Genomic DNA, 24029 nt, shown 5'->3' with positions numbered 1-24029 from the left:
TTATTATGAAAAGAAAATCTGTTAAAACTATCGCTGCTTCTATAGCAATGATAATGTGCCTAAGTGCCTGCACCAGCACTGGAAATGTAGTAAATGATGATGGTGCAACCGGAGTTTCAGCCGAGGCAATTGGAGATGCCACTAATTCAAGTACTGTATCAGACGACACAGCAGCCACAGGCTACCAGGTAACTGTGGTTAACCACCCTATTTCCTCATCCCAGGATGGAAAGGTTCTCTGCACTGGCAGCTACCCTGAGATTGTCCTGTCAGATGAGTGCAAAGAAAAATATCCAAAGCTCTCTGAAAACTTAGATAATTACAATGAGACCAATAGCTTTGGGGCAACTAATAACATTTCCGAATATGCCTCATGGGCACTGGAGGATACATACAATAGCGAAGGCTATTACGACTCTAAATCAGCTGAAATAGTAAGATTTGACGACAAGCTTTTTACTATATTTGAAACAAGTGGTAGTTTTACTGGAGGGGCTCATCCAAATCATTATACATATGCTACAAATTATGATCCTGCAACTGGTGAAATATTAAGACTTGATAAGGTTTTAAATGATTCCTCTCTACTTTCTGATGGCATCAGAACTGAGCTTGAAAAGGCTTATCCAGGAATCATGGAAGAGGTAGACAGTTTCTATTTTGCAGAAGATGGCGCAGATCCTGATCAGTTTGTTCAGAAACTAAAGGACGATACCTATACCTGGACAATAGATGATAAGGGACTTAACATTTTCTTTTCACCCTATGAGATTGCTTCATATGCAGCAGGAGATCTTAATATAGTTCTGTCTGCAAAAGACTATCCTAATCTTGTAAAAGCTGATTACCTGCTGGATAAGCCCCAGGACCTTTCTTCTATTGTAAAACACACAGACGCTGAAACTATAGAGGTTGCGCCAACTGAAAATGAACCAGTTCCAGAAAGCGTATCTATTTCAAATCCTACCTGGAAATATTATAAAGCATCGGAAGCTACAGTTCCGGCCAGCAGCCACTTAAAGCTGACTAAGACCAAGGAAGAAAAATCCGACTATCTCGACATCTACACATGGGCTGAGGCCAATGATCTGCAAACAGAAATGCTGACCCACGAGGATGACAACTATTTTTATAGCGGAACAAACGAAGTAGAATATGCAAACTCCTACCAGGGGATTGATATCTATGATACTGAGATGAATACCATGTATTACAGCTATGATCTGTCTGAACTATGCGATGGTCCTGACTATGAAGAGGAGAAAACTTCTGCAGTTCACCAGTTTATCCGCTATGCCACAATCGTTGACAATATTCTATATGCAGAAATTGGCCACCTTGATTATTCTTCTGAAGAATCAGATTCCAGCTATATTGTTGCTATAAACCTTGCAACAAATGAGCTTGTATTTAGAAGTGAACCTCTTGTTGCAAATGGAAGCAACTTCAAAATAGTTGATGACACAATCATCTGCGGTTATGGATTTACTTCAGAACCTGATCATATCTATCTTCTTGATAGATTTACCGGAGAAAAATATGACTCAATCCAGATTAACTCTGCTGCAGACCAGTTCCAGATAAAGGGCGACACTCTATACGTTGCCACCTACAATACAGCTTACGAATTTACAATTTCACGCTGAGTGGCATATGGCCCTAAATTCGCATCAGCCAAGTTGCAAATGAATTTGTATGCAAGCATCCATTCGCTTGCCGGTCTTGTGCAACAAAAAGCGCTCCAGGACAAAATGTCATGGAGCGCTTTTTATATTCGTATTGGACTGGCTTTCACACTAAGATGAATACGTATCTAGCAACTTGCATATCGCGGAATATTCATCACGTAGCCAGATGCAGCAGGTTTGTTGCTATGTTGAAGTACACGAGAAGTGAAAGTGCATCAACAATAGTTGTGATAAATGGACTAGCCATTACAGCCGGGTCAAAGCCCACCTTGGATGCCAGCATAGGAAGACAGCATCCAACCATCTTGGCGATCAGAACTACTATCAGCAGTGTAAGGCAGATTACTGCTGCCACTGTGATTGCAAGCTTATCAAACAAAAGCAGCTTTATAAAGTTTGCAACAGATAGTGTAAGTCCGCAGAGCACTGCTACACGGATTTCTTTCCATACTATCTTTAAAAGATCTGAAAATTCTATCTCTTTAAGTGACAGGGCACGGATAATAGAAACACTTGCCTGTCCTCCGGCGTTACCACCCGTATCCATCAGCATTGGGATGTATGCTGTCAGTACAACATAGGCTGAAAGAGCATCCTCAAAGCCTGTAATTATGGCACCTGTAAAAGTAGCACTTATCATGAGGAATAAGAGCCAGGGTATTCTGTTTTTGTAGGTTTCAAATATTCCAACCTTGGGATATGGCTTATCGGATGGCATGATAGCAGCCATCTTCTCGATATCCTCGGTAGCCTCTTCTTCCAAAATGTCAACTACGTCATCGATAGTGATGATACCAACCATACGTGTTTCCTGATCTACAACAGGCATGGCTGTGAAACCGTATTTCTGGAACATTCTGGCAGCTTCTTCCTGGTCAGTAAGGGTTCCGATACTGATGACATTGGTGTTCATAATATCACCAATGACTTCATCTGGTTTCATAATGAGCAAATATCTGAGGGCAACAGTTCCTACCAAAACCTTTTGGTTTGTAACAACATAGCAGATGTTGATTGTCTCTGAGTCAAGGCCCTTTTTGCGAATACGCTCTATAGCATCTGCTACCGTCATATTCTCCCTAAGGTCCACATACTCCACAGTCATGATACTGCCGGCGGAATCCTCAGGGTACTGAAGAAGATGGTTGATATCAGCTCTGGTCTCAGGGCTGGCATTAGCCAGAATACGCTTAACAACGTTGGCAGGCATCTCCTCCAACAGGTCGGTAGCATCATCGGCCATCAGATTTTCAATAACGTTGGAAGCTTCTCGGTCCGACAGTGAACGGATAATATATTGCTGGTTATCCAGTTCCAGATCGGCAAATACATCAGCAGCCATGTCCTTGGGCAGGATTCTGAACATCTTAAGGGAATCCTCGTCCTCCATCTCTCCCATTGCAGCAGCGATATCAGTAGTGTTCATATCTGCAATAGTCTGGCGAAGCTTGGTATATTGCCTGGACTCAAGAAGTTCTTGCAAGATTTCAGCGATTGTCTTCTCTTCTTGTAATTCCATTGTAATAATCTCCTATTATATTAAGTTGGGTGGTTTTTAACATGGTACTTCGACCAGGAGCAGGATCACTACTACTAGCATATAAATGTGAACTTGACTTCATAAAAACCACCTTCCTTTCTTTCGGAGATTTATTCATTATGGAATGCCCAGAATAGTGGGTTTTCTCGAATGAATACGAAAACGCATCAGATTTATATTAGTGGCAAAAGAATTGCCGGAAACTTTTTTCTGCGCAATATTACTTTAGCACAGAATCAAATCAGTTGGTACTAAATTTTCTAACATGTTCTATTTTCTACATTTTATCCAATGGTACTTACAGTCCAATGTATTTTTTTCTCAAATATAACCCTAAAACTATAAGTCCCAGAGTCTCTATCAGGTGAAAAATAACCGAAGTCCACACGATTCCAATCCTATATCCTCCAACTGTTATGGTCTGCATTTCAAGAAGGACAAAAGATAATAGAAAAAATGCCATAAGTATCATGGTCAGAACCTTTATAAGCTTGTCATTAAGAAATATTCCGGTCATCAGACTTCCCAGCAAAAGAGCTATGAGGATACCAATATACTTAAATCCATGAGTGTTATTGTAAATAGCAATAAAATCCTCATTTGAAATAGAATCGCTGCTAAAATCAATAAGATCTGCTATGAATCTTCTGTAAACCAAAGAACATATATCGTAAACCATTCTGACAGCTACAAGAATAACTCCCCACAGCTCAAGGAGCCTTAATATGGAATTTCCTGTAAGTGCCGGCACTTTGTTGCCCATAGCCTCTTTCTGAAGGACGGCCATTTTAAGACGATCCGCTTCATCCACCACAGATAAGGCCTTTTTAAGCCTGTCATAGGCCGATATAAAAACTATTGCCATGAGAATGACCTGCGCTGCTGCCACTGCAATCTGCCCTACCAGAATTGCAGGATTTGCAAGATCAGGCTGACTAGCGTTTGCCTTCGGAACAAACCTTCTTACTAAAAACAATGCAATATTAGATAAAACATGTATTCCTGCTGCCCAGAAAAGGGAATTTGACAGGAAATGTTCTTTTCTATTTACATACATATACGAATCCTCACATCACGCCCGTATTGCCCATCTCATCTTGGTTGATTTACTTCTAGGATTTACTCTGCATTCCTCAGCAGATGGCCTTGTTACATCATCAGAAATATCGCTGTAGAGTCCAGCCTTCTTGCCCTCTTTAAAGGCTTTTTTAACAAGTCTGTCCTCTCCTGAATGGAAAGTCAGAATTGCTACCCTCGCTCCTGGCTTCAATATTCCAGGAAGCTTTTCCAAAAATGCATACAAAACCTCAAACTCACTGTTAACATCTATTCTAAGAGCTTGAAAAACCCTGGCGCAACTCTTTTTAATAGCATCACTTTTTTCCTCTTTGGGAACCTTCCACAAAGCTGCCTCTATAGCCTGTCTAAGAGCTGTAGTGGTATCCATAGGTTCTCCCTTTTTCATAAGGTTAAATACTTTGTCGGCTATCTCCTCAGCATAGGGTTCATCGGAGTTTTCCACCATCATTCCTACAAATTCATCTCTGGTTATGTTGTGCAGGCGCTCTGCTGCTGATTCTCCATGCTCTGGATCAAGCCTTAGATCCAAGGGCCCGTCAATCTTATAAGAAAAGCCCCTGCTGGGATCATCGATCTGCATGGAGGATACTCCAAGATCTGCCAGTACAAAGTCAAATTTCCCTGCTTCTTCGGCAACCTGATCGATATTGGCAAAATTTGTAAGCCTGAATTTAAAAATATCCTCTCCAAATCCCGCGTTTCTAAGGCGTTCCACAGTCTTTTTTGATTCTATTGGATCAACGTCAAGGCCGTAAATACAACCACTGCTAGTAAGCTTTTCCAGCATCTTCCTGGTATGGCCACCATATCCTAAAGTACAATCAAGGCCCTGCTCTCCTGGCTGTATTTTTAGCACATCCAGTATTTCTTTTACCATAATGGAAATATGCATCCCTGCAGGAGTTGAGCCCTTTGATATTACGTGTGCAACAGTATCTGCGTATTTTTCCGGGTTCTGCTCTTTATATTTTTCCTCAAACTTCTTAGGGTATTTACCTGAATAATGCACTCTTCTCTTGTGCTGCTTTTCTTCCATAATGAAACCTTTCAATTAATCCTCTGTCTAGGTTACAGCGGCATTGCCCTTCTTCTGGAATGCATCTTGGCTTCCATTGCATGCTGAACATAAATATCTGCGTTCTCTGTGATGCCGTGTTTCTCCTTATCACTGATAGGTCTTACCACCTTGGCAGGGCTTCCAAAAGCCATCATGCCGTCAGGAATAACAGTGTTCTCTGTAACAAGGGCTCCCGCTCCTATGATACAGTCATTTCCAATCTGAGCTCCATTCATAATGATAGCTCCCATGCCGATCAGAACATTGTTGCCAACGCTGCATCCATGAACTATGGCGCTGTGGCCGATTGTCACGTTGTCACCTACAGAAAGCTTATAATCCTTGTCCACATGAAGAACTGCCAGATCCTGGATATTAGTGCGGTTTCCGATGTGGATTTCTCTTGAATCTCCTCTTATTACAGAGTTGTACCAGATGCCGCAGTCACTTCCCACTGTTACATCTCCCACAACCTGTGCTCCTGGTGCAATAAATACACTGTTGTCAATCTTTCTCATACAATCCCCTCACTGCAAATCTTTTCAAAACTAACTCATTTTATCTCTTATGTTATTGCAAAAAAAGACTTGTTTTTTTCCAAAAATATTATAGCTCGTACTTGGATTTTTTCCTGCTGATCTCACTAATATAAGCAGCTGTTATCATACCAGACGGAAGAGCGATCACAGCCACTCCTACCAGTGCAGATACCATAGTTATCAGGCGTCCCACATTGGTTGTTGGATAAATATCGCCATATCCAATTGTTGTTATAGAAATAGTCGCCCAATAGAGTGCATCAAAGAAATTTGCAAAAAGATCCGGCTCTAGTTGGAAAATAAGCATCGCCGATACAAAAATGTAAATGATTATAAGTATCAGTACTGCCAAGAGCTCTTTTTTTACTTTTCTAAGGACATTTGCAATGACAACAGCAGTTTTCGAATACCTGATCAGTTTGAGCACTCTGAATGCTCTAAAAAGCTTTAGTAACCCGATAGATGCTCCCACCGGCGTAAAAAGATAAATGACCGGCACAATTGACAGGAAATCAAAAAGAGCCATCGGTGAGAGAATGTAAGCGATATAAGCTTTAAAGCTCTTGTAGCCCATCTTGTAATCCGCAGTCCAGACACGTGATACATAATCAATAACAAAAATCAGTGTCGTCAGCATTTCAATTGCATAAGTGTAAGAATTATCCGACTTTAAAGTCAGTGGAATCATTCCAACAATTACAGCAGTGGTCATAAGTACATCATAAGCTCTGCTGGAAGCATCTCCGATACTCGATACTTCGATAACCTCGTAAACCCTTTTCTTGATCTGCTCTTTCTGCATATCTTTCTGGCCCTCTCACAGTCTTTTCTTTAGCTACCAAAATTACCTGTTACAAATGCAAGAATCCCCAAGGCTGCAAGTATAATGCTGAAGATCCGACATAAGATTACAAATATTCTGGAGTATATGCCGACTTTAGACTTTTTTACGCCCAAGTCGTCTATATATACGTCTTTCCCATGCTTGTTTGTCATAAATTCTTACCCTGCCCCTCTTTAAGAAATCAGCAAAACCGACACATCATTGACGTTTGTTCCTGTCGGGCCCGTGATAATAAGCCCATCCACAGCCTTAAGAGCATTGTAAGCATCGTTATTATCAAGATACAAATTGATATTCAGCCCTTTTTCCTTAAGATCTGATACTGTTTCTCCATCCGCATATCCACCTGCTGCATCTGTTGGGCCGTCCGTTCCATCACTTCCAACAGAGAACACTGCTGCATTAGAAAGGCCGTTTAGTCCTATTGCTGCAGATAGGGCAAGTTCCTGATTGCGGCCGCCTTTACCTGTACCTTTTAAGTGAACCACCGTCTCACCTCCAGCAATAAAGGCAAGTTTCTTATCGCCCTTTCTACTGTTACTTATTGCAATACTTGCTAAAAAGCTTCCTGCATCTTTTGCTTCACAGGAGAGCATATCAGTAAGAATAATAGGTTCATAGCCAAGATCTTTTGCAGCATTTGATGCAGCAGTGCAAAGTTCCCTGACTGAGCCGGTAATAACTGAAGTTACATTGCTTAATTCCTTTGGTGTCTCTTTTCCAAGAAGATTTCTAGCTTCATCTGACAATTTGAGATTGTACCTTGCTGCAATTTCCTGTGCCTGCTGACATGTAGAAGTATCTGGAACCGCAGGGCCACTGGCTATCATATCAAGGGGGTCACCTAAAATATCACTTAGCACAATGCTGTAAACCTTGGCAGGCGCAGCAACCTCTGCAAATCTTCCGCCCTTTACTCCGCTAAGGCGCTTTCTGATGGTGTTTATCTCCACAATATCTGCGCCACAGGCAAGAAGCTGCTTAGTAATATCCTGTAGTTCCTCCCCCGGAATAAGCGGTGATTCAAATAATGCGCTTCCGCCACCAGATAAGAGAAAAAGCACTGTATCATCCTCTCCAAGTGGCCTTACCAGATCAAGGGCTTTTCTGGTGGCACTAAAGCTATTCTCATCCGGAACCGGGTGTCCCGCCTCACAACAAGTTATGCCAGGAATGTTTCCTTTTACGTGGTCATATTTTGTTACAACAATTCCTTCTGAAATATCCGGCATTTCTTTTACAGCAGCATTTGCCATCTGCCAGGCCGCCTTACCTGCTGCCACTAAAACCACCTTGCCAGTGCCTTTTTTAAAGCCCTTTAGAGCTCTTTTAACTGCTTCATCCGGAAGAACCGCGTCTATGGATTTTTTTATGATAATATCTGCATCTTTTCTAAGTGAACTGATCATATATACCCTCTCCCTTTTTATTTCAAATATGAAATCGAGCCTACAATACAAAGGATGGAGCGGCACATAGATATGCTACCCGCCGCCCCATCGTAATTTCAAAATATTTTCACTATTGTGTCATGAGTTTAGCGCAATACTCATTAAGTCATCTGGGCTCTATCACCTGATCAGTGAAGGAACAGGCTCAGGATTGCTATCTCGGCAATTGCTGCGATACCCATGATGAGTGAGCCTAGAGTCCATGCCCTATAGCCCTTATCAGGTGTCATTGAGCCAAAGTTTGTAACAACCCAGAAGTAAGAGTCATTTGCATGAGATACTGTCATAGCGCCGGCACCGATTGCCATGCAAACCAGTGTAACCTGTACAGGTGTTGTAAATCCAAGAACAGGAAGGAGCGGAGCAACTATACCAGCTGTGGTTGTAAGTGCAACTGTTGATGATCCCTGAGCTGACTTAAGGATTGCTGCAAGAAGGAATGGGAAGAATATTCCAACTGTAGAAAGAACTGTCGCATGCTCTGAAATATAGTTGACCATATCTGAAGATGCTATTACCTTACCAAGAACGCCGCCTGCTGCGGTTACAAAGAGGATTGGTCCTACAGTCTTTAAGGTGTCATTAGTAATATCGTAAAACTTCTGGATCTTGCCTGCGCCTACAAGCTGCAATATTGCGCAGATTGTACCAACTGCAAGAGCGATGATAGGTGTTCCAAGGAATGTAAATATCTGAAGCGCAAAGCCTGTCATCTTGGCCATAGATGCTATTGTTGAAAGAGCCATGAGGATAATAGGAACGATGATAGGAGCAAGGGCAGAAAAGCCGTTTGGAAGCTTGCCAAATTCAGCTACAAGTTCTTCATAGGTCTTTGAAACCTCGTCATTATCAGCCTCATCATCTGCCTTTATCTTTTTGCCTACTGCCAATGCATAGAAGTATGCCGCTATGATTGGGAAAATGGAGCAAAGAGCACCAAGTCCCATTACAAGTAAGAGATTGTTACCAATGCCAAGCGTGTTGGCTGCTGCGATTGGTCCAGGTGTAGGAGGAATGAATACATGTGATGTGAAAAGACCTGCTGCAAGGCCTACAGACATAGCTACCGAGGAAGCTGCTGTTCTTTTTACGAGGGCTTTACGGATTGGATTTAAGATAACAAATCCGGAATCGCAGAATACTGGGATAGAAACAACCCAGCCCATAAGCTCCATTGCAAGCACCGGATGTTTTTTGCCAACTATCTTTATGACTATGTCAGCAAGTTTAAGCGCTGCTCCCGTCTGCTCCAGGATGCTTCCGATAAGAGCTCCCAGGATAATTACGATACCAATTGATGTAAAGGTTCCTGAAAAGCCCTGGCCGATAACAGTAGCAATACCTGCCTTGGTTGATCCATCATCAAGCTTTACATCAGCAATCGGGATTCCAGCAAGGAGTCCCAATATCAGTGAAATACACATAATTGAAATAAATGGATGTATCTTGAACTTAGAGATCATTACAATCATAAGCACGATTGCAAGAATAAAGATGATAATTAGTGGAAATCCTGTCATACAATTGTCCTCCCGAATATTTTTGTGTGATAATTCATTTATCACTATATTTAGTATACCACTGCTGCTTTTTATGTATATGTTGTATATGATGATTTTAATGACTGATAATTGTGCATTTTTATGCTAATATAGTTAAAAATACCTCAAAAAAACAGTCTATTAGCCTTGCAAATCCTTGAGAATACACAATACAACTAGATAAACAATAAGGGAAATTAATAAACGATGGCATACTTATACGAGACTCACTTACACACAATAGAAGGCAGCGCCTGCTCTGATACTCCGGGAAAAGAGTACATCGCGCACATGAAAAAGATAGGCTACAGCGGAATCATTGTCACAGACCACTTCTACAACGGAAATACCGCCGTTCCCAGAACTCTCCCCTGGAAAGAGTGGGTAGAAAACTATTGCCTTGGCTACGAGCATGCTTATGAAGCCGCTAAAGACAAGGACTTTGATGTATTTTTTGGAATTGAAATAAATTTTGAAGGTGATGAATACCTTCTCTATGGAATTGATAAAGAGTGGCTTTTAAAGACTCCTGAGATAATCCACATGACAAGGCCTGAACTTCACAAGGCCGTTAATGCTGTTGGCGGAATCATGCTCCAGGCTCATCCCTACAGAGAAAGGGGATATCTAAGCACTATCCATCTTGCTCCAAATGATGTGGATGGCATTGAGTGCTTCAACGCAGAGAACCCTGACCATCAGAATTCTCTAGGGTTTAGATATGGCAAGGAACATAGCTTCTTAATGAGTGGAGGCTCAGATATCCACCACCTCACTCAGAAGCACATGGGAGGAATGCTTTTCCCATATAGACTTAGTTCTATCAAAGATTACATTAAAGGATTCTTAGGTGGAGATGGAACCCCTGTATTTGTAAGAGATATAGACACTATCCCTGATATGACACTTGATGAGAATAAGGGCCTTGATATTTCAGCCTTTTATCATCCTGTATCTGAGGAAAAACAGCTAACAGAAGTCTCTCTGCCACCGACGCTACCTGTAGTTGTGCACTAAGCGGAAATAGGACTAGGGGACGGAGTCAACGGCTTATTTTGCAAGTTCCCAGAATGCCACTGCACTGCAGGCGGCAACATTTAAAGAGTCAACACCATGGGCCATTGGAATCATGACGCAATAGTCGCAGGCTTCAATAGTTTCAGGCAGAAGTCCATCACCTTCAGCACCGAGGAAAACAGCAAGTTTCCCGGTGTTTTTTAGTTCTGGATCATCTAATACTTTGGTATCATTTCTAAGAGCAAGAGCTACAGTCTTAAAGCCTAGTTCCTTAAGTGAACTAAACTCTCTGCCCTCTGGAAGAAATGTCCAGGGCACCTGAAATACAGTTCCCATGCTAACTCTCGCAGCCCTTCTATACAACGGATCTGTACAGCCACTGGTAAAAAGAACTGCATCCATTCCAAGGGCAGCTGCGCTTCTGACTATGGCTCCAAGGTTAGTTGGATTTGTTACATTTTCAAGAACCGCTATTCTTCTGGCATTTCCAGCCACCTCCGCTACAGACGGCAGTTCTTTTCTCTTCATGGCACAGAGAACGCCGCGTGTCAGATGAAATCCGGTTATCTTAGAGAGAATATCCGGCTCTCCTATATACACTGGAATCTCGCCATTTTCTCTGCATCTATCAATTATTTCTGCGGCATCCTTCTGGGTCTGTCCCTTTTCTATCAAAAGAGATATAGGCTCATAGCCCGCATCCAGAGCACGGCCTATAACCTTGGGACTTTCAGCAATAAAAATACCAAGGTCTGGCTCATTTATGTGAAACAGCTGATTCTCCGAAAGCTGATGGTAAATAGAAAGCTCCGGAATATCAAGTGTTGTTACTTCTTTATAGTTATGATTCATTTCTCAGTACTCCATGTCCTTAAGACCGAATAAATAAAAGAAAAAGGCCTGCTCAAATGAACAGACCTTATCCTATCAACTCAAATCAATTATTTGATAAGCTGAATTCCGCCGAGTACTGGAAGGGGCTCTGTGCTGAGCTTAGCAGCTCTAACAAGGCCGATGATCCAGAATACAAAAATGCAAAGGCTAAGAATTCCACAAATAGTTCCTACAACGCCACCAACTCTGGAAATGATGTTAACAATTGTAGCTGCGAGGTTGATAACAAGAGACTGATTGAGGTGATGCTTAACAACTTCGTCTTCCTTGTCACGGATGCAAAGAACTACAATCCAGCCAATCCATGTGATGTAGCTAAGAATTGAATGAGACTTTGTATTTGTATTGGTTTCCATACTTTCATCCTCCTATATAAACAATACTAGGTAATATCATACAACGATATTATAGTTTTTTCCACCTCAAATTAGCAGAATAATACCTCAATAATTGTTCCATAAAAGAATTGCAGTTTCCATTACAGGTTCGTATATCCCATGAGGTACTCATCCACCTCTTTTGCGCAGGCCCTTCCCTCTGCAATTGCCCATACTACAAGAGATTGTCCCCTATGCATATCCCCTGCGGAAAAGAGCTTAGTTCCCGTTATATGATAGCTGTCATCAGAAGTTACCACCACTCCCCTTGGGCTTCTCTTTACGCCAAAAGCTTCAGCGGTGTAATCCTCACAACCAACAAAACCTGCCGCTATGAGAAGAATGTCACACTTTATTGTCTTTTCAGTTCCAGAAACTTCTGTAAGTTTCCCATCCTTAAAGGCTACCTTAACAGTTTCAATACTCTTTAGATTTCCCTTTTTATCTGTAGCTACGCTTTTAACAGTAGTTTCAAATACTCTCGGATCATTTCCGTAAACACATACAGCTTCTTCATGACCGTAGTCAGTCTTAAGAGTTTTAGGCCATTCAGGCCATGGGTTTGACTCAAGCCTTTCTACAGGAGGCTTTGGCATCATCTCAAGAGCTGTAACACTCTTTGCTCCCATTCTTATGACTGTTCCTATACAATCATTGCCCGTGTCACCACCGCCTACGATAACAACATTTTTGCCTGCAGCGTCAATATATCCCCCCTGACTCTTTAACTTTTCCACAGACACCCTGTCTTTTTCCACATCGCTATGCTGATGATCACTGCTGTTTTCCACACTGCTCTCAGATGCCTTTATCAGAGCCTTGGTAGTCTGTGTCAAAAAGTCAACCGCATAGTAAACTCCCTTGACCTTTTCAGGGTCAGCAACCGCTAGAGGCCTTGCCTTCTTGGCTCCGCAGCATAGAACCACAGCATCATAATCTTCAAGGAGTTTCTGAGAAGTCCATTCAGGCCCGGTACTGCCCTTTTTGTCCGATATCTTATCCTCTGATGTAATTCCAATATTAACTCCGGTATGGAAAAGAACCCCCTCTTCCTCCATAAGCTTTCTCCTGCGCTTTATAACGCTCTTATCAAGCTTCATATTTGGAATTCCATACATCAAAAGGCCGCCTATTTCGTCTTCTCTTTCAAATACCTCTACGCTGTGCCCTCTGTGATTTAATTCATCAGCAACAGCAAGCCCTGATGGGCCACTTCCTACAACCGCAACCTTCTTGCCGCTTCTGATAGCAGGGACAACTGGCTTAATATAGCCATTTGCAAAGGCTGTTTCTACAAGATACAGCTCATTATCATGAACAGTTACCGCATCCCCATTCTGGCCGCACATGCAAGCCTTTTCGCAAAGTGCGGGACAGACTCTTCCTGTAAACTCAGGAAAATTGCTGGTCTTATGGAGTCTTGCAAAGGCGTGCTTGTCATGTCCTTTATAAATCTCGTCATTCCACTCTGGGATCAGATTGTGAAGGGGACACCCTGTCACCATTCCGCCAAGGTTCATAGCTGACTGGCAAAAGGGAACTCCGCAGTTCATGCACCTGGCTGCCTGCTGCCTTCGCTTTTCTGGAATCAGTGCTTTATGAAACTCAGCAAATGTCTTTATTCTTTCTTCTGGAGGAACATCTCCATTATTAACTCTTTTATATTCAAGAAAACCTGTTTCTTTTCCCATCGTCATCCTCCTTATGCCAGTTCCTTAAAGGCTTCAAGTACAGCAGTATCGTGATCTATACCCTGTTCTTCAAGTCTTCCGATTGCCGTGATCATCTTTTGATAATCATTAGGAACAATCTTTTTAAAGTCCGGAATAAAGCTGTCAAAATCCGACAGGATTTCTTTTGCAAATGCTGAATCTGTCTCTTTTACGTAGTCTTCAAGAATACCCTTTAATTCTGCGATATCATATTTCTCAGTTACTTCGTATAAAGAAGCCATATCTTTATTCATTCTAAGGTAAAGAGTATGCTCCCTATCAAGGACATAAGCTATTCCACCACTCATTCCTGCTGCAAAGTTTTTGCCAGTCATTCCAAGGATAACTGCTCTTCCACCAGTCATATACTCAAGGCCATGGTCGCCACAACCTTCAGCTACGGCTATCGCGCCTGAATTTCGAACGCAGAATCTCTCTCCTGCAATGCCGCAGATATAAGCCTTTCCCGTAGTTGCTCCATAGAGAGCCACGTTGCCTATAATGATATTCTCATGGGCCTTGTATGTCGCCTTTCCAGAAGGTCTTACTACAACCTTTCCTCCAGATAATCCCTTGCCAAAGCCGTCATTGGCATCTCCAAAAAGCCTTATTGTAACGCCCTTTGGAAGGAATGCACCAAAGGACTGTCCTCCGCCGCCGTGGGCTTCTACTGTTATGGAATCATCAGGAAGAGAATTCTGAAACCCTGCTGTAACTCTGCTTCCAAGAAGTGTGCCAAAGCTCCTGTCAGTACTGGATACATCCACCTTGATATTTACAATTCCATCTTTTTCAGGCTTATTCTTTTTGCTAGTAGTAATATTTTTCGTACTCTGGCTAAGGCTGAGTCTGCCTACATTTTTCTCGTACTCGGGAATAAGAACCTTTGCATCCAAAGTCTTTTCAAGACCAAAATCAAAGACTTCCTTGGGATCAAAGTGGTTGTCGGTTCTTTCTACATAAGCCCTGTCAAGAATCCTTGAAAGATCTGCTGCCTCTTTTCTACGTCTTATATCAGGAGCACTTCCCTCATAGCTTCTCATGACAAGTTTATCTGTTCTTCCAACCATTTCAGCCACAGTCCTAAATCCCAGCTGGCTCATGATCTCTCGCAGCTGCCTTGCCACAAAGAGCATGAAGTTCATGACATACTCTGGCTTTCCTTTAAATCTTTTCCTGAGTTCTTCGTTCTGAGTTGCAATGCCAACAGGGCAAGTGTCCTTATTGCAGACACGCATCATCATGCACCCCATGCAAACAAGTGGCGCTGTAGCAAAACCAAATTCCTCTGCGCCGAGAAGCGCAGCAATTGCCACGTCTCGTCCGGACATGAGCTTACCGTCTGTTTCCAGGACAACACGGCTTCTAAGGCCATTATCCAAAAGCGACTGGTGAGCCTCGCTAACACCAAGCTCCCATGGGAGGCCAGCATGATGAACTGATGAAGAGGGCGCAGCACCTGTTCCTCCGTCATAGCCTGAGATCAGTATCACCTGTGCTCCTGCCTTGGCAACACCAGAGCTGATAGTTCCTACTCCAGCCTCTGAAACAAGCTTAACTGATATCCTTGCCTTATCATTGGCATTTTTCAGGTCATAGATAAGCTGCGCCAGATCCTCAATAGAGTAAATATCATGATGAGGAGGTGGTGATATCAGGGCAACTCCCGGGGTTGAGTAACGAGTCTTTGCAACCCAGGGGTAAACTTTTTTACCTGGAAGGTGTCCGCCTTCTCCGGGCTTTGCTCCCTGGGCCATCTTTATCTGTATTTCCTGTGCACTCAAAAGATACTGGCTTGTAACGCCAAACCTTCCTGAGGCAACCTGCTTGACTGCACTGTTTCTCTCAGTTCCAAAACGGGCTATATCTTCGCCGCCCTCACCAGTATTTGACTTTCCTCCAAGTCTGTTCATTGCTATAGCAAGGGTCTCATGGGCTTCTTTTGAAAGTGAACCATAGCTCATGGCTCCAGTCTGGAAGCGCTTTACAATATCCTCTTCACTTTCAACTTCTGAAAGAGGCACCGGCTCTTTTGCTGGAACGAAGGATAAAAGAGCTCTCAAGGTATGAGGCCTGTCCTCGTCATCCACCATCTGAGTATATTCCTTAAATCTCTCGTAGTCTCCCTCTCGTACTGCTCGTTGGAGAGTCACGATGGTCTTTGGATTATACATGTGATCTTCTTTGTCCGCTCCGCTTCTAAGAGAGTGGAAACCTATTGAGTCAAGGCTTGTATCTGCAGAAAGTCCAAGAGGATCAAAAGCCTTGTTGTGCCTAAGCTCAACGTCTCTTCCAATTTCCTCTATTCCAATTCCGCCTACTCTGCTTGTTGTTCCAGTAAAATACTTATCCACAAACTCTTTAGACAGACCTATAGCCTCAAATATTCTTGCAGACTGATAGGACTGAAGAGTTGAAATGCCCATCTTGGCCGCAATCTTGACTACACCGCCGAGAAGTGCCTTGTTATAATCGACAATTGCAGTGTGGTAGTCCTTATCAAGGATTCCAATATCTATAAGTTCAGCAATACACTCCTGGGCCAGGTAAGGGTGGATGGCGCGTGCGCCAAAGCCCAGGAGGGTTGCTATCTGATGAACATCCCTTGGCTCACCGCTTTCAAGAATAATAGATACTGCGGTGCGTCTCTTGGTTCTGACCAGGTGCTGCTCTACAGAAGATACAGCCAAGAGAGATGGGATTGGCATATGGTTTTCGTCAACTCCTCTGTCGGACAAAATAATGATATTCACACCATCTGCTACTGCTTTGTCCACAGACACATCCAGCTGTTCAAGGGCTTTCTCAACTGATGTGTTCTTATAATACAAAAGAGAAATCTTTCTTACTTTAAATCCAGGCTGATCAAGAGCCTCTATCTTCATGAGGTCTACGCCTGTAAGAATTGGGTTGTTGATCTCCAAAACCCTGCAGTTGTCGCTTTTTTCTTTTAACAGATTACCATCAGATCCTATATAAACTGTTGTATCGGTTACAACCTTCTCTCTAAGCGAGTCGATAGGCGGATTTGTAACCTGGGCAAAGAGCTGCTTGAAATAACAAAAAAGGAGCTGGTGGTGAGTTGAGAGCATTGCAAGAGGTACATCAGTACCCATGGAAACAGTAGGCTCTATGCCGTTTGTAGCCATGGGCATGATCTGATCCTTGACATCCTCATAGGAGTATCCAAATACTTTATAGAGCTTATCCCTCATTTCCTGGGTGTTAGTCGGTATCTTTTTGTTAGGAATACCAAGCTCTCCAAGGTGCAAAAGATATCTGTCAAGCCACTCTCCATAAGGCTTTGAGGATGAATATTTTTCCTTACACTCATCATCTGAAATAATGCGTCCTTCTCTAGTATCAACAAGGAGCATATGTCCTGGTGAAAGACGGGATTTCTTTTTAATATTCTCCTCAGGGATATCAAGAACGCCCACCTCTGATGAGAGGATGAGCTTATTGTCCTTGGTCACATAATATCTGGATGGACGAAGGCCGTTTCTATCAAGGGTTGCCCCAAATACCTCTCCATCAGTAAAAAGAACTGCTGCTGGGCCGTCCCATGGTTCCATCATGGTAGCGTAGTAATGATAGAAGTCTTTGCGTCCCTGGTCCATGAAGTCGTTATGCTTCCAGGGCTCAGGAATTGTCAACATCATGGCAAGAGGAAGGTCCATGCCATTCATATAAAGAAATTCCAAGGTATTATCAAGCATTGCAGAATCTGAGCCAGAGGAAGAAATGACAGGATATACCTTTAAAAGGTCATCACCTAGCACATCTGAAGACATGGTTTCTTCTCTAGCAAGCATTCTGTCGCTGTTACCGCGGATAGTATTGATCTCACCGTTGTGAGCTATCATCCTGTAGGGATGAGCCCTTTGCCAGGATGGTGTTGTATTTGTAGAGAATCTACTGTGGACCATGGCAATAGCAGTAGTGTATTCAGGAGAAAGCAGGTCCTGATAGAACTTTCGAAGCTGTCCTACCAAAAACATCCCCTTATATACAATAGTTCTGGATGAAAAAGAGCAGATATAAGTATCTTCTGAGGACTTCTCATACTCTCTTCTAAGGCAGTAAAGGCGCCTGTCAAATTCGATACCACGAGATATTTCTTCTGGTCTTTCGATAAAGCACTGAGCAATATAGGGCATGCAGTTTCTTGCTACTTCACCAAGAATCTCCGGATGGATTTCTACCTCTCTCCACCCCAGGACCTTTAAGTTTTCCTTGCCGGCAATAACCTCAAGAAGTCTTTTTGCAAACATGCGCTTCATGGAATCCTGTGGTAAAAAAAACATACCAATGCCATAGTCCCCTGCATTTCCAAGAGTAATTCCGCACTTTGCTGCTGCCTTTTTAAAGAATTTGTGAGAAACCTGTGTGAGTATTCCTACACCATCTCCAACTTTTCCTGTAGCATCTTTTCCCGCCCTGTGCTCTAACTTTTCCACAATACTCAGGGCATCATCTAAAACTTTGTTATCTGGTCTGCCATCTATGTTTATAACTGCGCCTATTCCGCAGGCGTCTCTTTCCCTCATCCACTGGTCCACGTTTGGTTCTCCTTCCCCTTTAAAAAAGTTATCTAAGCGAGAACAGCATCTCTCCATATGTTGGATAGCTGAGATACTTCTCTGGAATAAGTGCCTCTGCCTCATCCGCATATTTTCTTACTTCATCCATATCAGAAAGAACTGTCTTCTGATAGAAAGCTGCTGTCTTAAGAGCTTCTGTCATCTTCTCGGCCTTTTTGGTGTCCTTATCAAGCTTTTCAAGGGCCTTGTCCATTGCCTCGCTGGACTTATCAAGTGACTTAAGTATTCCTATTTCAAGCTTGCAGCTGTTCTTGTCAAGAAGGCTCATCTTCTGAGAAGCTTCTCTGCTAAGGTCCTTCTGGTATGCTACAAGGCCCTCTGTTAAGTCTTTTCTGATCATTTCCTGCAAAGTCAGAGCTTCAATATGAATTGACTTAGAGTAATTCTCAAGGAGAATCTCATATCTTGAGTGGATTTCTTCCTTGGTAAAGATCTGGTGCTTTGTGAAAAGATCTATTGACTCCTTGGAAATCCAATATGGCATAGCATCTGGAAGTGACTTAAGATTTGGAAGTCCGCGCTTTTCAGCTTCTTCTACCCACTCGTCTGTATATCCATTTCCGTTAAAGAGAACTCTCTTGTGGTCTGCAAGTATCTTTTTAAGAAGCTTCATAACCTCTCCCTTAAGGTCTTTTCCCTTGTAGGAAGAAAGCTTGTCATATATTCTTGCCACCTCTTCTGCTACTGCTGTATTGAGAACGATATTGGCATTTGCTACAGAAACAGCGCTTCCTGGCATACGGAATTCAAACTTGTTTCCTGTGAAAGCAAATGGTGATGTTCTGTTTCTGTCGGTGTTATCCTTGGTAAAGTGAGGAAGAACTGTAGCACCCATAGTCATCTGAACCTTGCCTGTGCTCTTATAAGCTGATCCTGCCTCTACTCCCTTTAAGACCTCAGCAAGTTCATCACCAACAAAGATTGAAATGATTGCTGGAGGTGCCTCATTACCACCAAGTCTATGATCGTTTCCAGCAGATGCTACTGAAAGTCTGAGGATTGGCGCATACTCATCAACTGCTGCAATAACAGCCATAAGGAACACGAGGAAAGGAAGGTTCTCCCCAGGGTTCTTGCCGGGATCAAGAAGGTTGATTCCTGTATCTGTGCAGATTGACCAGTTGTTGTGCTTACCTGATCCATTGATTCCTTCAAATGGCTTCTCATGAAGAAGACATGCAAAGTTGTGCTTGTCAGCAACCTTTTTCATAACTTCCATAGTGAGCTGGTTGTGGTCTACTGCTATATTTGCTGTTTCAAATACTGGAGCAAGCTCATGCTGTGATGGAGCAACTTCGTTGTGCTTGGTCTTGGCTGGAATTCCAAGCTTCCAGAGTTCTTCATCAAGATCATGCATGTAAGCAGATACCTTGGGTTTGATCACGCCAAAATAGTGATCTTCCATCTCCTGACCCTTGGATGCAGGAGCACCAATAAGTGTTCTTCCTGTAAAAAGAAGATCCTTTCTCTTTTTGTAGAAATCCTTGTCGATAAGGAAATATTCCTGTTCTGAACCTATAGTGGTATTTACTCTGTTTACATCCTCATATCCCAGAAGATGCATGAGCTTAACTGCTTCATTTGAAAGAGCCTCCATTGATCTTAAAAGAGGTGTCTTTTTATCAAGTGCCTCTCCGCCATATGAGCAGAAGGCTGTTGGAATGTAAAGTGAACCATCCTTGATGAAAGCTGGTGATGATGGATCCCAGGCTGTATAGCCTCTTGCCTCAAAGGTTGCTCTAAGGCCACCACTTGGGAAGCTTGATGCATCAGGCTCGCCCTTTACCAGCTCTTTTCCTGAAAATTCCATGATCACTTTGCCATCACCTGTTGGTGAAATGAAGCTGTCATGCTTTTCAGCTGTAAGTCCTGTCATTGGCTGGAACCAGTGTGTAAAGTGTGTAGCACCGTTTTCCACAGCCCATTCTTTCATGGTTGCTGCGACGCAGTTTGCAACCTCAAGCTCTAGATGTGTTCCTTTTTCAATTGTCTTATGTACTGCCTTGTAGATATCCTTGGGAAGGCGCTCTCTCATAATCTTGTCGTTAAAGACAAGGCTTCCAAATTCTTCTGTAAGCTTACTTGCTTCTATCATACTTTTTTTCCTCCGTTTTCTTTATATTCTGATTCTTGTCGCCCGAGGTTCGTACTAAACTCAAAAATTCTTCGCTAAATACTCTACTCTTGGGACTCTCACTCTCCTGAGGCACCATAATTACTTAAAACTCTGGCTGAAGGATCTGTTACATTGCAGCCCTTCCAGCTCTTATTTGGCATCCAGAAATCCACAACCATTTCTGACTGCCCTGGGTAATACTTTTCAAAAATCTCTCTATATAAAAGCGACTCTTTTGTAAAAGGTGTCGCATGAGTATACTTTTTTCTGGCTATTTCATATTCTGCATAGGTATAAGTCTTATCTGCATGATCCATGAGGTCATCTCTAAGAGAGTGCCCTACTGCATCTGAGAAGGCAGCCTTTTCTCTCATCAGGATTGAATGTGGTATTACCTGGTCTTCCTCAAAGGCCTTACGCAAAAGATATTTGCCAATGCCGTAGGTATTTAGCTTCCTTTCAGGATCTATACCCATAACATAAGAAGCAAAATCCAGATCTCCAAATGGAACTCTAGCTTCTAAGGAGTTAACACTTATACATCTGTCTGCCCTGAGCACATCGTACATGTGGATCTGGCTGATTCTTTTTACTGCTTCCTTTTGAAAAGCCTCAGCGCTTGGTGCAAAATCAGTGTACTTATATCCCAGGAGTTCATCTGATATTTCTCCTGTGAGAATTACCTTGATGTCGGTATTTTCATGGATCCATTTACACAAAAGATACATTCCAATGGATGCCCTTATGGTAGTTATGTCGTAGGTTCCAAGTGCCTCTATTACTGGCTCCAATGCGTTTATGACATCATCTTTTGTGATTATCACCTCATGGTGATTACTGTGAATGTAATCTGCTACTTCTCTTGCATATTTAAGGTCAATAGCATCTATGTCCATTCCTATGGCAAATGTCTCTATCGGCTTATCTGAAAGCTTTGCAGCGACTCCACATACAAGTGATGAATCAAGACCTCCTGACAAAAGAAATCCCACAGGAGCATCTGCATCGAGTCTCTTCTGAATTCCTCTAAAAAGCTTGTCATGGATATTCTTTGTGATGTCTTCCAGCGACTCTTTTCTGTATATATCTTCTGAGTTTTGCACATCACTCATAGATAATTCTTTTGTTTTTGTCACGTCCCTGTAGCAGACAAACTTGCCATCCTCGTAATAGTGTCCCGGTGGAAATGGCTTTATTTTATTGCAAACGCCCACTAGGTTCTTGGGCTCAGAGGCAAATACGATATAGCCATCACTGTCATAGCCATAGTACAAAGGCCTTATTCCTATAGGATCTCTTGCAGCAATGAATTTATCTTTTTCTCCGTCATATATGACACAGGCAAATTCTGCATCGAGAAGGGCAAACATTTTTGTTCCAAGCTTTTCATATAAAGGAAGAAGAATTTCGCAATCACTTTCACTTTTAAAAGAATATCCAAGGCCTTCCAGATATTTTTTTAATGCCTTAAAACCATACAGCTCTCCGTTGCACACCACTGTATTTCCATTAAGGTTAAAGGGCTGCATTCCGCTTTCTGTAAGGCCCATGATTGAGAGGCGGTTAAAGCCTATATAGCCGCCTCTCACTTTTTGGACCCTGCTCATGTCAGGGCCCCTGGATATTGTTTTTGCAAGCATCTCTTCAAAAAAGGATTGGGAGAGATCGCTCCGTGCATATGTAATGATTGCGCACATGTTTTTTCCTCCTATTCGACGTCTGCTAGCGCCGCAGCACCTTCTTCACCGGTACGAATCTTAACTACGTTATCAAGTGTGTATACAAAAATCTTTCCATCGCCGATGTGACCAGTGTAAAGGGTCTTCTTGGCAGCCTCTATCACTTTCTCGACAGGAATCTTACTTACTACTACCTCAAGCTTGATCTTGGGAAGGAGAGTGGCATCCATCTCGACTCCTCGATACATATCTCCAGAACCTTTCTGGACGCCACATCCCATGACTTGAGTAACAGTCATTCCGGTAACTCCAAGCTCGTTCATAGCTTTTCTAAGCTTGTCGTAGCGGGATAACTTGGCGATAATAACAACTTTATGAATACCTGTTTCTGTATGAACTGGTGCAGATACAACTGGAACTGCAGCATTTTTCTGGAATACTGAAGCTTCTTCATAGTTGCTTACACCAAGGTCGGTATTTTCGTTAACGGACATCTGAAGTGTATTTGAAACATCCATGATGGCAAATCCTGAATAAGCTGATGCAAGACCGTGCTCTGTAGAGTCAAGGCCAAGGATTTCCTCTTCCTCTGAAACTCTAAGTCCCAGTACCTTCTTAATTACAAAGAATGTAATTGTGATGGTAACTACTGTCCATGCTGCTACAGCAAGGAAACCAACAAGCTGTATTCCAAGAAGTTTAAATCCACCGCCATAGAAAAGGCCTGTCATCTCATTGCCAGAACCATCTGCAATTGAATAACCAGGAGCTGAATTTGTAGCAAAAAGACCTACTGCAATTGTTCCCCAGATACCATTGAGGCAGTGAACTGCAACTGCTCCAACCGGATCATCAACATGAAGCTTGTAATCAAGGAACCATACTCCAAAGCAAACAAGAAGACCTGCAACAATACCAATTACAATTGCACCAAAAGCATCTGTTACGTCGCAGGGAGCTGTGATAGCAACAAGGCCTGCAAGAGAAGCATTAAGACACATTGAAACATCAGGCTTACCATATTTAAGCCATGTAAAAATCATGCAGGTTACTGTAGCAAGAGCTGGAGCAATAGTTGTAGTTACAAAGATGCTTCCAAGCTGCTCAATAGATGTTGCTGCTGCGCCGTTGAAGCCATACCAGCCAAGCCAGAGGATGAAAACACCAAGAGCTGCTGCTACAAGATTGTGTCCAGGGAAAGCATTTACCTTTACAACCTTGCCAGACTTATCTTTTTCAAACTTACCAATACGTGGTCCAAGGAAGGTAGCACCGATAAGAGCCGAGATACCGCCGACCATGTGAATTGCTGTAGAACCTGCAAAATCATGGAAGCCTATCTGTGAGAGGAATCCGCCGCCCCAGATCCAGTGAGCTTCAATTGGATAAATTACTGCTGAGATAACTGCTGAGTACACGCAATAAGAAATGAATTTAGTTCTCTCAGCCATTGATCCTGAAACGATTGTTGCTGTTGTCGCACAGAACACAAGGTTAAAAACAAAATTAGACCAGTCAAAATTTGCATAACCTGTAAAGATATCAAATCCAGGCTTTCCGATCACTCCTGCAAGATCTTCCCCAAGTAAAAGCCCAAATCCGATTAGGATAAAAACTACAGTTCCAATACAGAAATCCATAAGGTTTTTCATTATGATATTTCCTGTATTCTTGGCTCTGGTAAAGCCAGCCTCGCACATTGCAAAACCGGCCTGCATCCAGAACACCAAAGCCGCGCCTATTAGAAACCAAACGCCAAATACACTTGCATTTATTTCACTCAAGATTTCTCCACTCATACACTTTTCTCCTCCAGTTTTTGATTTCTTTACACGGCCAATGTAAAAATATGTAAAAAAAACGACGCAATAAGGCTCTTGAATGCCCCAT

Annotated in this window: 16 protein-coding genes; 2 read left to right on the top strand and 14 right to left on the bottom strand. The window is 42.6% G+C overall.

Annotated features, from left to right (window positions below):
- The first annotated feature begins 5 nt into the window (after nucleotides 1–5).
- Nucleotides 6–1646: an RsiV family protein gene (locus BLO53_RS08185; RefSeq protein ID WP_176757215.1), complete on the top strand. Its 1641-nt coding sequence runs from the start codon at nucleotides 6–8 to the stop codon at nucleotides 1644–1646.
- A 196-nt stretch (nucleotides 1647–1842) separates the two neighbouring features.
- Here the strand turns inward: BLO53_RS08185 and mgtE are convergent, their stop codons facing one another.
- The 7 genes from mgtE to BLO53_RS08150 form a co-directional block, all read right to left on the bottom strand.
- The gene (mgtE, locus tag BLO53_RS08180; RefSeq protein ID WP_092060425.1) at nucleotides 1843–3207 is read right to left on the bottom strand and encodes a magnesium transporter; all 1365 of its coding nucleotides are present in this window, start codon (nucleotides 3205–3207) and stop codon (nucleotides 1843–1845) included.
- Nucleotides 3208–3526: 319 nt separating this feature from the next.
- Nucleotides 3527–4285 carry a hypothetical protein gene (locus BLO53_RS08175; protein WP_026489456.1) on the bottom strand — a complete coding sequence of 253 codons (759 nt, stop codon included), beginning with the start codon at nucleotides 4283–4285 and terminating at the stop codon, nucleotides 3527–3529.
- 15 nt (nucleotides 4286–4300) lie between these two features.
- Nucleotides 4301–5344 (bottom strand): 16S rRNA (cytosine(1402)-N(4))-methyltransferase RsmH, encoded by a 1044-nt coding sequence (rsmH, locus tag BLO53_RS08170; RefSeq protein WP_092060582.1) that lies wholly within the window; start codon nucleotides 5342–5344, stop codon nucleotides 4301–4303.
- A gap of 32 nt (nucleotides 5345–5376) precedes the next feature.
- Nucleotides 5377–5883, bottom strand: coding sequence for a gamma carbonic anhydrase family protein (locus tag BLO53_RS08165; protein WP_026489458.1), 507 nt, complete (start codon nucleotides 5881–5883; stop codon nucleotides 5377–5379).
- Nucleotides 5884–5971: 88 nt separating this feature from the next.
- Nucleotides 5972–6706, bottom strand: a complete 735-nt coding sequence (locus tag BLO53_RS08160; RefSeq protein ID WP_092060423.1) for an ion transporter — start codon at nucleotides 6704–6706, stop codon at nucleotides 5972–5974.
- A gap of 215 nt (nucleotides 6707–6921) precedes the next feature.
- Nucleotides 6922–8157, bottom strand: coding sequence for a glycerate kinase type-2 family protein (locus tag BLO53_RS08155; RefSeq protein WP_092060421.1), 1236 nt, complete (start codon nucleotides 8155–8157; stop codon nucleotides 6922–6924).
- Nucleotides 8158–8327: 170 nt separating this feature from the next.
- Nucleotides 8328–9719, bottom strand: coding sequence for a GntP family permease (locus tag BLO53_RS08150; RefSeq protein WP_092060419.1), 1392 nt, complete (start codon nucleotides 9717–9719; stop codon nucleotides 8328–8330).
- Between the two features lie 228 nt (nucleotides 9720–9947).
- Here BLO53_RS08150 and BLO53_RS08145 point away from each other — a divergent pair, with 228 nt between their 5' ends.
- Nucleotides 9948–10757, top strand: a complete 810-nt coding sequence (locus tag BLO53_RS08145) for a PHP domain-containing protein (RefSeq protein WP_092060417.1) — start codon at nucleotides 9948–9950, stop codon at nucleotides 10755–10757.
- Nucleotides 10758–10790: 33 nt separating this feature from the next.
- Here BLO53_RS08145 and BLO53_RS08140 read toward each other — a convergent pair whose 3' ends face one another.
- The 7 genes from BLO53_RS08140 to BLO53_RS08110 all read right to left on the bottom strand — a co-directional run bounded on the left by BLO53_RS08140 (nucleotide 10791) and on the right by BLO53_RS08110 (nucleotide 23938).
- The gene (locus BLO53_RS08140; protein WP_092060415.1) at nucleotides 10791–11609 is read right to left on the bottom strand and encodes a TrmH family RNA methyltransferase; all 819 of its coding nucleotides are present in this window, start codon (nucleotides 11607–11609) and stop codon (nucleotides 10791–10793) included.
- Between the two features lie 89 nt (nucleotides 11610–11698).
- A complete protein-coding gene (locus tag BLO53_RS08135) occupies nucleotides 11699–12007 on the bottom strand; it encodes a hypothetical protein (RefSeq protein WP_092060413.1) in 309 nt (102 codons plus the stop codon).
- A 122-nt stretch (nucleotides 12008–12129) separates the two neighbouring features.
- Nucleotides 12130–13719, bottom strand: a complete 1590-nt coding sequence (locus BLO53_RS08130; protein ID WP_092060411.1) for a glutamate synthase subunit beta — start codon at nucleotides 13717–13719, stop codon at nucleotides 12130–12132.
- A gap of 11 nt (nucleotides 13720–13730) precedes the next feature.
- Entirely contained in the window at nucleotides 13731–18290 is a 4560-nt protein-coding gene (gltB, locus tag BLO53_RS08125; RefSeq protein WP_092060580.1) for a glutamate synthase large subunit, read from the bottom strand.
- A gap of 40 nt (nucleotides 18291–18330) precedes the next feature.
- Nucleotides 18331–20439 (bottom strand): glutamine synthetase III family protein, encoded by a 2109-nt coding sequence (locus BLO53_RS08120; RefSeq protein ID WP_092060409.1) that lies wholly within the window; start codon nucleotides 20437–20439, stop codon nucleotides 18331–18333.
- A 98-nt stretch (nucleotides 20440–20537) separates the two neighbouring features.
- Nucleotides 20538–22157, bottom strand: coding sequence for an asparagine synthase B (gene asnB, locus BLO53_RS08115; protein WP_092060407.1), 1620 nt, complete (start codon nucleotides 22155–22157; stop codon nucleotides 20538–20540).
- A gap of 11 nt (nucleotides 22158–22168) precedes the next feature.
- Entirely contained in the window at nucleotides 22169–23938 is a 1770-nt protein-coding gene (locus BLO53_RS08110) for an ammonium transporter (protein WP_176757214.1), read from the bottom strand.
- Between the last annotated feature and the right edge of the window lie 91 nt (nucleotides 23939–24029).

The sequence above is a fragment of the Butyrivibrio sp. INlla14 genome (genome assembly GCF_900102515.1).
Taxonomy (GTDB): domain Bacteria; phylum Bacillota; class Clostridia; order Lachnospirales; family Lachnospiraceae; genus Butyrivibrio.
The sequence above is the reverse complement of the archived record's forward strand: the minus strand, read 5'-3'. Positions and strand labels throughout refer to the sequence as shown.

Excerpts from the sequence above, each read along its gene's own strand:
- asnB (WP_092060407.1), bottom strand. The coding sequence starts at position 22,157 with ATGTGCGCAATCATTACATATGCACGGAGCGATCTCTCCCAATCCTTT.
- BLO53_RS08110 (WP_176757214.1), bottom strand. The coding sequence starts at position 23,938 with ATGAGTGGAGAAATCTTGAGTGAAATAAATGCAAGTGTATTTGGCGTT.
- BLO53_RS08130 (WP_092060411.1), bottom strand. The coding sequence starts at position 13,719 with ATGGGAAAAGAAACAGGTTTTCTTGAATATAAAAGAGTTAATAATGGA.
- BLO53_RS08185 (WP_176757215.1), top strand. The coding sequence starts at position 6 with ATGAAAAGAAAATCTGTTAAAACTATCGCTGCTTCTATAGCAATGATA.
- BLO53_RS08145 (WP_092060417.1), top strand. The coding sequence starts at position 9,948 with ATGGCATACTTATACGAGACTCACTTACACACAATAGAAGGCAGCGCC.
- gltB (WP_092060580.1), bottom strand. The coding sequence starts at position 18,290 with ATGAGGGAAAGAGACGCCTGCGGAATAGGCGCAGTTATAAACATAGAT.
- BLO53_RS08135 (WP_092060413.1), bottom strand. The coding sequence starts at position 12,007 with ATGGAAACCAATACAAATACAAAGTCTCATTCAATTCTTAGCTACATC.
- BLO53_RS08160 (WP_092060423.1), bottom strand. The coding sequence starts at position 6,706 with ATGCAGAAAGAGCAGATCAAGAAAAGGGTTTACGAGGTTATCGAAGTA.
- BLO53_RS08165 (WP_026489458.1), bottom strand. The coding sequence starts at position 5,883 with ATGAGAAAGATTGACAACAGTGTATTTATTGCACCAGGAGCACAGGTT.
- BLO53_RS08120 (WP_092060409.1), bottom strand. The coding sequence starts at position 20,439 with ATGATAGAAGCAAGTAAGCTTACAGAAGAATTTGGAAGCCTTGTCTTT.
- BLO53_RS08155 (WP_092060421.1), bottom strand. The coding sequence starts at position 8,157 with ATGATCAGTTCACTTAGAAAAGATGCAGATATTATCATAAAAAAATCC.
- BLO53_RS08175 (WP_026489456.1), bottom strand. The coding sequence starts at position 4,285 with ATGTATGTAAATAGAAAAGAACATTTCCTGTCAAATTCCCTTTTCTGG.
- BLO53_RS08150 (WP_092060419.1), bottom strand. The coding sequence starts at position 9,719 with ATGACAGGATTTCCACTAATTATCATCTTTATTCTTGCAATCGTGCTT.
- rsmH (WP_092060582.1), bottom strand. The coding sequence starts at position 5,344 with ATGGAAGAAAAGCAGCACAAGAGAAGAGTGCATTATTCAGGTAAATAC.
- mgtE (WP_092060425.1), bottom strand. The coding sequence starts at position 3,207 with ATGGAATTACAAGAAGAGAAGACAATCGCTGAAATCTTGCAAGAACTT.
- BLO53_RS08140 (WP_092060415.1), bottom strand. The coding sequence starts at position 11,609 with ATGAATCATAACTATAAAGAAGTAACAACACTTGATATTCCGGAGCTT.